11 protein-coding genes and 1 pseudogene are annotated in these 8,044 nt (G+C 42.9%); all 12 read right to left on the bottom strand.

The genetic code is table 11. The features are described 5' to 3' along the window. Positions 1-10: 10 nt before the first annotated feature. Positions 11-1,450 carry a conjugal transfer protein TraH gene (locus tag M989_RS23275; protein ID WP_008786623.1) on the bottom strand — a complete coding sequence of 480 codons (1,440 nt, stop codon included), beginning with the start codon at positions 1,448-1,450 and terminating at the stop codon, positions 11-13. Continuing rightward, entirely contained in the window at positions 1,447-2,547 is a 1,101-nt protein-coding gene (gene traF / locus M989_RS23280; RefSeq protein ID WP_008786624.1) for a conjugal transfer protein TraF, read from the bottom strand. The genes M989_RS23275 and traF overlap by 4 nt, the downstream gene beginning before the upstream one ends. Next, positions 2,525-2,863, bottom strand: coding sequence for a hypothetical protein (locus M989_RS23285; RefSeq protein WP_008786625.1), 339 nt, complete (start codon positions 2,861-2,863; stop codon positions 2,525-2,527). The genes traF and M989_RS23285 overlap by 23 nt, the downstream gene beginning before the upstream one ends. Before the next feature lie 215 nt (positions 2,864-3,078). Continuing rightward, entirely contained in the window at positions 3,079-3,600 is a 522-nt protein-coding gene (locus tag M989_RS23290; RefSeq protein WP_008786626.1) for a hypothetical protein, read from the bottom strand. A 21-nt stretch (positions 3,601-3,621) separates the two neighbouring features. Continuing rightward, a complete protein-coding gene (locus tag M989_RS23295; RefSeq protein WP_008786627.1) occupies positions 3,622-4,011 on the bottom strand; it encodes a hypothetical protein in 390 nt (129 codons plus the stop codon). 24 nt (positions 4,012-4,035) lie between these two features. Then, positions 4,036-4,296, bottom strand: coding sequence for a hypothetical protein (locus M989_RS23300; RefSeq protein ID WP_020996204.1), 261 nt, complete (start codon positions 4,294-4,296; stop codon positions 4,036-4,038). A 27-nt stretch (positions 4,297-4,323) separates the two neighbouring features. Continuing rightward, a complete protein-coding gene (locus tag M989_RS23305; protein ID WP_020996203.1) occupies positions 4,324-4,545 on the bottom strand; it encodes a hypothetical protein in 222 nt (73 codons plus the stop codon). 34 nt (positions 4,546-4,579) lie between these two features. Further along, positions 4,580-4,807, bottom strand: coding sequence for a hypothetical protein (locus M989_RS25050; protein ID WP_064766556.1), 228 nt, complete (start codon positions 4,805-4,807; stop codon positions 4,580-4,582). A 10-nt stretch (positions 4,808-4,817) separates the two neighbouring features. Then, positions 4,818-5,126 (bottom strand): hypothetical protein, encoded by a 309-nt coding sequence (locus tag M989_RS23310; protein WP_020996202.1) that lies wholly within the window; start codon positions 5,124-5,126, stop codon positions 4,818-4,820. A 55-nt stretch (positions 5,127-5,181) separates the two neighbouring features. After that, positions 5,182-5,682, bottom strand: a complete 501-nt coding sequence (locus M989_RS23315) for a hypothetical protein (protein WP_008786628.1) — start codon at positions 5,680-5,682, stop codon at positions 5,182-5,184. Positions 5,683-5,745: 63 nt separating this feature from the next. After that, the gene (locus tag M989_RS23320) at positions 5,746-7,659 is read right to left on the bottom strand and encodes a VWA domain-containing protein (RefSeq protein WP_008786629.1); all 1,914 of its coding nucleotides are present in this window, start codon (positions 7,657-7,659) and stop codon (positions 5,746-5,748) included. Between the two features lie 64 nt (positions 7,660-7,723). Continuing rightward, positions 7,724-8,044, bottom strand: a pseudogene (locus M989_RS25965) (DUF3150 domain-containing protein); the annotation flags it as partial.

The following is an 8,044-nucleotide window of genomic DNA, read 5'->3' on the forward strand; positions in this document are numbered from 1 at the left end:
AAATGCCCTCTTAGAGCGAGCCGTTAAAAGAGGCTTCAGACTCATAATGAGTCTGGGGAAGGGTTTTCATATAACTATTGAATGACTCGGGTATACGGGCTTCCCCACCGTATCGGGCGATCATCGCACTATACGAAACGTAAAGGTTTTGCCGTGCCTTCTCAATTAATTCAGCAGCATCTTTATAATAAATGGATGCGGATTTATCATTCTGCTGCATAAATCTAGCACCAGTGGCAGCTGCTGTAAGCATGTCGCTTAAATAGTTGTAAGCCGCTGAATAAGCAATTATTGGTGATAGCTCACGGACATACGAATACGATGCGCTTAAATCATGCCTGGCTATTTGCGTTGCTTTGCTTGACGCTCCTGTAACGTTGTAATAGTTTGCCTGGCGCAATCTGGCATCACCAGGATTAATACCATCTTTCGCGGCGCTTAAATATCCATTATCAATGAAGAATAAGGTTATATTGGCTGCAATACCTTTAAGGGCTTTTGTCTGTTTTTTTGGATTCTCACAAGTGGCTGTTTGTCCTGAGCAAGACCAAAAGTCAAAACTATCGTCACCATTAATGAAAGAGTCCAGAACGTTGCCTGTAGCCAATGGAGCCAGATTAACAACGCTTTGTTTCGCGGAACCATCCTCAGCAGTACCAACCTCGCTTCCCACAATAATAGTGCCTGTCATGCTCATAATAAGTTCTTTTTGTTCATCTTCAGAACCGGTGAACTGATCATTAAAATCACCATTCTGAAGCAAACACCACATGATATTACCGTAATCATTGCATGGTTTACGTTTGCCAGCCTGCTGCTTCTGAATTTCAGGAGCTTTGCCACCAGCAAAGTTTCCCCACATCGCCCCAAATTGATCAGATAGACCTGTAGTTGACAGCTGGGATGAAACAGCAGCTTTTGCGCCATCACCGAATGCAGCAGCGGTATCGACCAGAAGTCCTTTGGCAAGCTGGCAAGAGTTCGCCGTTAAGTCATTCATTTGTTGTATGATCGCCTGCATTTTCGATATAGCATTATCGAGTACGGCATCCATTGCATTTAGTGCCAACTGGAAAGCGAGACCGGCTGCATTGGATGCAATATTTCGTAGCATCTGAACAAATTGTTCGGCATTGATGAATGAGAATGAACCGCCGAATAAATCAATACCGCCACAACCTCCGGCTGCTGTTGGTAGGCTAATCGTAACAGGTGTTAATGTGCGAAGTTTGTTTCTTAAAACGAATCCACCGCCTGTATAACCATCCCGTGTGACACTTTGATAATCCCCTGGCGCAGTGACATTGGACATTGAACCAAACATATTATCTAGCTGAGAGTTAATGCTGGTGGCGAAACTGTTTGCTGAAAATAAAATAGAAAACCCGATAGATAAGGCCATTAATGATTTACGAAAACCACATTTTGGTGTACGAGGTGAAATAATCATTTTTCCTCCTGGGACGTACCGTTCTGAGCGTCAGCGGTTGAATATCCGGCTTTTGCTTGAATGTACTTGATGAACTCATCAGGGTTTTCGGTAAATTCTTTAGGCATTTCCTTCAGAATATTGGAATCGATATAACCCGTATCATTGTATGGCAAGGTACTTTTATACTGCTGGTCTGTAATAAGTCCAGAATCATGAGCGATTAAAATGGTTCTTGAAACAAGCTGGTCAGCTGCAATAGGGCCGAAGGAGACAATTTTAGTTGTTGACGGAGGAATAGCCAAAGCAAGAGCAGGAACATTAGAAATCTGGAGTTTAGCTGCTTGCCCGGTATCACGTTTCCAGTCAGGCATCATGTTCCCAGGTAATGGTTTCCCATCAATAGAGATAGGGATAATTTTAATACCTGTCATGTAATTAAAAGCGGTCATTACAGATGCTTGTTTTGAGCAACTAGAACAATCTTCACCTCGGAAAAAGAAGAAGATCCCAGCCTTTGTGGCTATATCTTTTACCACTAATGAAGACTTATCTGCGGCAGCATTAGATTGATCCATAGCACCGAATGTAGACGTAGATCTCCGGCTGCTTTCATCTATAAGCGGGTCGGTAGAAGTAACCAACCTAGCCATATCAGTAAAGCGGCTGGCTTTATCCAGCATAATGCGTTGGGCCAGAAAATACGCTCTAACGTTTTCTTGAGTAGGATTGTCAATGGCCTGGTTGCGCAGTTTCTGAATGTTTTCATTGAACCAAGCGACGGTGAACGGAGCGGGGCCGGGCTTTTCCGTTGCGACAGGTTCTGGAGTCGATTCCACAGGTGTTTGAGCAACCTGTTTGGGTGTATCTTGTGGCGGTAAAGTCGGCGGAGGAGGTAGCTTCACTGGTTTTTTCTTCACTGGCTCAGGTGGCGATTTACGCCAGAACCAACCTTCCTCTTTACCATTCAGAAATGCCTGACCACCAGCGAGGTCGTCACTGGTGGTCTGAGGGGATTGAGGCGTTATGGTATTACCCTCATCCGCAAGAACAGAGGTAGTAAAAGCAAAACCCACTAGCAGGGGAATAATGCTCTTAGTTAAAAATTGATATTTCATCGGAATTACCCTCGGAAATTATTCTTGCGATGGACTCCGTCCAGAAAAAGGTATTTTTTCCACTAAAGACCCTTGCACTTTCAAGCTGGCGAGTTAATGCATAATGCCGATATCTGACCTGCCCTATACGTTTGGCTACACTATCCGACTTAACGCCAATTTCGGAGCAAGCCTCATCGAGAGTCATGCGTGTTCCATATTTACGCAACAGCTCATCAGTAACTATGTTCTTAGGGTCGTCGTTAACTAATACCGCAGGGATTTTGTGTGCTGGCATAAGCATTGCCCTGTTATGAGAACATTTAAGTGTCTTCATAAAACTCCCTTATCATAAATACGGACGGCATTACGATTAGTTTGCCATATGGGTAAAAATAAGAAGTTCAAAAATGGCAGCGTTTTGACTGTAAAAATCAAAAGTAATTTTCGTGTGCATCCGTTTTGTTTACATGTTTGAAATCAGCAAATACAAAAAAACCCAGTCCGAAGACTGGGTTTTTCAGTGTTAGCTAATTAAAAGAATTAGATGCTTTAAAGACCAAAGTTATCTTTGAAATGACGTTGGTTTTTCCAGGATGAATTTTCAATCACACAGCATTCAAATACTGTATTCAGGTCGTCATCTGGAAATTTAAGGGCATCGTTGCCTATACGAATGATGTTACCGATAAGTTCACGGGCTAGCTGAGAATTACGCAAGAAACGAGTAAAGAACTCATTGCTGATATGTTTGCCCAAGTTATAAGCAAATTCAAGCAACGTTGCATCGTTAGCAGTCAGCACCGCACCAGATTCAGATGCGAAATAAAAAACATTCTCTTGGCAGCCGAGGTTTTTCATTGCGCGGAGAAACAACATTTCTCCTTCCATATCCATAAGGCGTAGAATTATATCAATATCAGATTCATCGTTTACGACAGCACCGACAGCATCATAAAGTACGGCAGCGGGAGCTTGTTCAAACTCATCACGTTCGTAATTCATCAACATACGGTTTTGTGCGTTATTAAAGCTATCAATATGATCTGATTTAGCAGTAGTTGAAGTATACATGAGTGACTCCTTAGAAATTTTCTACCAGACAGTTTGTTCTTTCATGAAGTCAGCCTCATTCGCTATAAAGCGTTTTGCTTCATTCATCGCCGTATCGAAATGTTTATTACCCAACTTGCGTCCGAGATCAGTTATCTGTTCAACAAGAAGAGCACATTCAGGGTGAGTAAATCGTCCACCACCTTGGCAGTAAGTTAAACGAGTAACCAGCATTGATGCCTTCGACTCATTTTGTGTTACATGAAAGATGGTTTTGTGAGTTCCTATCCCTCGTTCGTTCAGAATATTAATGGTTTCCATATCGGCGAGTAGTAATCTTAAGTCCTGCAAATCTCTTTCAATCGAATGAGTTTGCAATGACATACCGCCTGAGACAAAACCATAGACATCCCCGGTTTCAGAATAAAACATATATACCTCGATAAATTAAATTAATTAGAAGATACCCGGCTTACACCGTAATAGAGCATTAAAAATCTGCTCGCGAGCCTCAGAAGGATTTACTTGTTTTGCAATCCCTTCAATCCACTCATCAACCGGTATTCGGGTAAATTGATGGTCTGTATTGCGAATCCTGATTGCAATGACAGCCCAGTGAGCGAGAGCATACTGAACATAATGCTTATCGCCTGGTGCAACCTCACCGCGTATTCTGGCGGTGCGGTTGTTATACTCTATCAACGCGCAGCCACTCATACAGACTCCAGTTATTAATTAATATAGTTAAAAGACAATTCCATCATCAATCGCCGTCAGGCTTTCAATTTTTGGAATATCGATGAAATTAAATCGCCGAACATTTTTCGCCGTAATAATCCGACCGTCATTAAGCTGAAGGGTCTCACTTTCTTTATCAGAACGTGATGGCCAGGCAGCGATAACTGAGTCTTCAGTGATTACATAATGCCGACTATTTGATGTAAACAAAATGCATGGGATATCCATGAAATGAGACTCCAGACATTCAGTCTTTAAAATATTACCATTCTGTAGTGCCAATCCATACATCATTAATATATGCATTGGCCCCAAACTCAACCCCGCGTGGCTGTATTTTATCCAGAATCTCGAACGTCCATCCTTCTTCAGGAGGCCATTGAAAAAGCAATGGTGCTCCATCCAAATATTTTATGGCAAGGACGCTATGACGAAGAGGATCGAGGATGCTAGTCTCACCGGGTATTGCTTTAACCCAATAATGAATCACGATGTCACCTTTATTGATTTACAAGAGGAATAAATTGAGTTTGGGTCGTTATATCAGACATGAGTTCATATATCTTGTAGGGCCACCACTTTTTATCCATATCACGTAAGAAATGAACCTCAGTGATATCGGGACACATTGGATGCCACAGGCTAATAACCATGAGCTCAGATGCCTCAACCTCAATGAACTGATTGATTGAAGTAACCCTGAACTCATTCGTGGCAATAAACCCTATTAGATCCTCCAACTGATTAAGCAAAAAACCCGCTTGTCGCTGTTCAGAGGAACTGTCGAAATCATGCTTTAAAATATTCATGTTAGTCTCCAGCGCGGAACGAAAAAAACGCTGACCGAAGTCAGCGTTTATATTTTTACAGAGGCTTATCCCTAATCGGCTTTGCAGCCTCTTTAGGATAAGTGTGATAAAACGCTTTTCTGTACTTTTCGTATCCAATACGTTGGGATGCAACATGTTCCATATTAGTGGGAGCAGTAAAGTGATGACGCGCAATCAGACTTGCTTGCTTAGCCAATTCACCAGACCACTCGTGCAGGATTTCCATTCGGGTTTCGAATGGGTCAAGACCTGCTATTTTGCAGCAACTCGTAAATGAACAAAGGTCTTCCTGATTTTCTTCCGAACAAATCCAGAGGATTTCATCCACACGCTGCTCGCCAGTACTACGGTATGCAGTCATGATATATATGCTATCCCGAATTATCTCGTAAGCCATCTTTGATGAAAAACGAAGTTCATAATTATGTTCTGAATCGGCTGATATCAGATCATATTCACTTTCAGTGGCATCGAAAATACTCATGAATGAGAGTTGATTTTCGTGAACCACTTTAAATTTTGCGGTTGCAGACATAATGATCACCTTTAAAATAAATTAAATTAATTTAGAAAGTTAAAACAGAGATTAAAATACAGATTAAGACAGGAGAGCTTTACGGGTTACTTCAAAGAGTTTGTTACGTAAGGCAGAAACAGAACCGACAGAAATACCGGTATCACCAAAAAGACTTTTCATCATGCTGTCATTGGCATCACCGAAACCGATACCAATAACGATGATGTCATCATCTTTAGCGCTTTGTATCATCGCTCGCGCAGAAGCCATATCATCAGGCTGGCCATCAGTTGCAATAACCAATACATGGCGATCCGCTTTAGCTGACGTCAGGTCTGCAAGTGCAGGCCATAACGATTCGCAAAGAGGAGTACAACCTTGCGTACCAATTCCAAACTGATGAGTTCCAATAGCTGTCCGTAGAGTTTGCTCCCGTCCTTTTAACAGACCTACGCTATTATGCGCGGCGTGTGGGAAATGATATGCCGAGGTAGTTACCCCCTGAATACCATCGAGCGCATACAACATTGATACAACAGCGGCTTCAGCCTCTTTAACCGACCGGCTCATTGACCCGCTAGAGTCCAGCAGGATAGTAAAAGCAGAACTGACATCTACTGCCTTGGACTTATGTTTAAAAAGACGCGTATTTCCCAGCATGGCACTGGTAACCAGTCGAGAATCAAGCTTACGACCAGTTTCACGATGTGTTCTTCTCACCGCTCTTACACCCTGCAACAACCCATGAAGTGATTGACGTAACCCGGTAGCCATCTGCACCCCTAAACTTACGGATGCATTACCGGTATCGTGCCGCTTCGCAGGTGCTACTGAATATGGAGTAGGTGAAACGATACGTTGATGCGGGGGTACTTTGTCTTTGATTAGCTGATTGAGCTTATCTGAAGTGTTCTGTCCTGTACGGCCAAGATCATTCGATGTGGTTCCCTCGAAAGGGTCTTTTCCGTTCTGGGACAGGTTACCGACAGAAGATTCACCCTGAGCATTTACGCCCGGATGGGAAGCAGCGGCGTTGCTGTCACTCGAGTTGGAAGCAGGAGCATTACGATTAGCTGATGTTGACGAAGAATTTTCGTTTTCATCATCGGTATCGTTTTGCCCATGTTCTTTATCTGGTGCGCCACCGGCATTACCATCAGGTTCTGAAGAAGGCTCATTCTGACCGGCTGGCGATGACGATGAACCGTCATTACCGCCTGCACTATCATTCTGGCCATCCCCATTTTTGTCAGAACTGTCGGATGACTGGGCCGGGTCTGACGAACTGTCATCACCTTTGCTGTCATCAGAATCAGCACCCTGATTATCATCCTGCGGAGGTTCTTCCTGCTCATTAGTTTCGTTAAATGCATCTACTGCGAGGTCATATAACCGACATGCAACTTCAAACACCTTTTTAATCGAGGTTGCTTGTACTGCTTCAGCCATAACCATCATAGCTTTGTCATACAGCTCCAGCCCGAAGATACGTTCAAAGTCCTCACGCGCTTGCTTTGTTGGAATAGTTAAACCGTTGAAGCGGTTCAAACCACAAGTAAGCAGGGTATCCAAAAACACCGAAGAAGCTTTATCACAGGATTCCGCTTCCTCACTGAACAAAAAATGATTCAGTGAATTGAGATACTTTAATGTACCTGGATAGCGACAACTCATCGCACGTTCAATGCGCAAATCTTCGCAAAGGTTGACCAGATGTTTAAGTACCTCAACGTTGTATTTATCCGACTTCATATGCTCTTGCATGAATATCTTGAGATCACCAAAATCAGTGAAACGGATATGTGCTGCTTCATGTACGGCATACCCTAACAAAGGATTTGCCAACATTTCAGCGTCTTTGAAGAATGGAATGTTAATAAGAAAACCAGCTCCAGTCTCCGTAGCATATGCTTCATTGCCGCCGACAGAAACATTAAGGCCAATCTGAGAGCTTAATGCACGTGCGACAATAGGAAGGGAATTATAAATACCCATATATACCTCACAATAAATTTAAATAGATTAATTAGAAAAAAGGCCCAGAGTGGGCCTTTTATTTTTAAAACACCATTATTGTTCCGTCATCATCGTGTGAAGACGAAGTTTCAATTTCCGGCTCTTTTCCATCAATGACTTTTTCAGAATCCAAACCCGAAATAAGAGCAGGGTCTGGCAGAGAACGGGGTGCAACAGAATCACCGTCCAAAAATGAATCATCATCGACCATAACCGCATCAAACGCAGGAATTACAGCATCATTAACAATTACATGCTCCTGGGTATCGGACAAGTCGTTAACGTCAGTATCAGCCGACGTATTAACCAGTTCGATTGCCAAAGGCGTATCAGCAGAACCATTGACCTCTACCAGTACAGATGG

This window comes from Kluyvera georgiana ATCC 51603, from assembly GCF_001654985.1.
Classification (GTDB): Bacteria; Pseudomonadota; Gammaproteobacteria; order Enterobacterales; family Enterobacteriaceae; genus Kluyvera; species Kluyvera georgiana.

Coding starts and splice junctions, on each gene's coding strand:
- M989_RS23275 (WP_008786623.1), bottom strand. CDS start 1,450: ATGATTATTTCACCTCGTACACCAAAATGTGGTTTTCGTAAATCATTA.
- traF (WP_008786624.1), bottom strand. CDS start 2,547: ATGAAATATCAATTTTTAACTAAGAGCATTATTCCCCTGCTAGTGGGT.
- M989_RS23285 (WP_008786625.1), bottom strand. CDS start 2,863: ATGAAGACACTTAAATGTTCTCATAACAGGGCAATGCTTATGCCAGCA.
- M989_RS23290 (WP_008786626.1), bottom strand. CDS start 3,600: ATGTATACTTCAACTACTGCTAAATCAGATCATATTGATAGCTTTAAT.
- M989_RS23295 (WP_008786627.1), bottom strand. CDS start 4,011: ATGTTTTATTCTGAAACCGGGGATGTCTATGGTTTTGTCTCAGGCGGT.
- M989_RS23300 (WP_020996204.1), bottom strand. CDS start 4,296: ATGAGTGGCTGCGCGTTGATAGAGTATAACAACCGCACCGCCAGAATA.
- M989_RS23305 (WP_020996203.1), bottom strand. CDS start 4,545: ATGGATATCCCATGCATTTTGTTTACATCAAATAGTCGGCATTATGTA.
- M989_RS23310 (WP_020996202.1), bottom strand. CDS start 5,126: ATGAATATTTTAAAGCATGATTTCGACAGTTCCTCTGAACAGCGACAA.
- M989_RS23315 (WP_008786628.1), bottom strand. CDS start 5,682: ATGTCTGCAACCGCAAAATTTAAAGTGGTTCACGAAAATCAACTCTCA.
- M989_RS23320 (WP_008786629.1), bottom strand. CDS start 7,659: ATGGGTATTTATAATTCCCTTCCTATTGTCGCACGTGCATTAAGCTCT.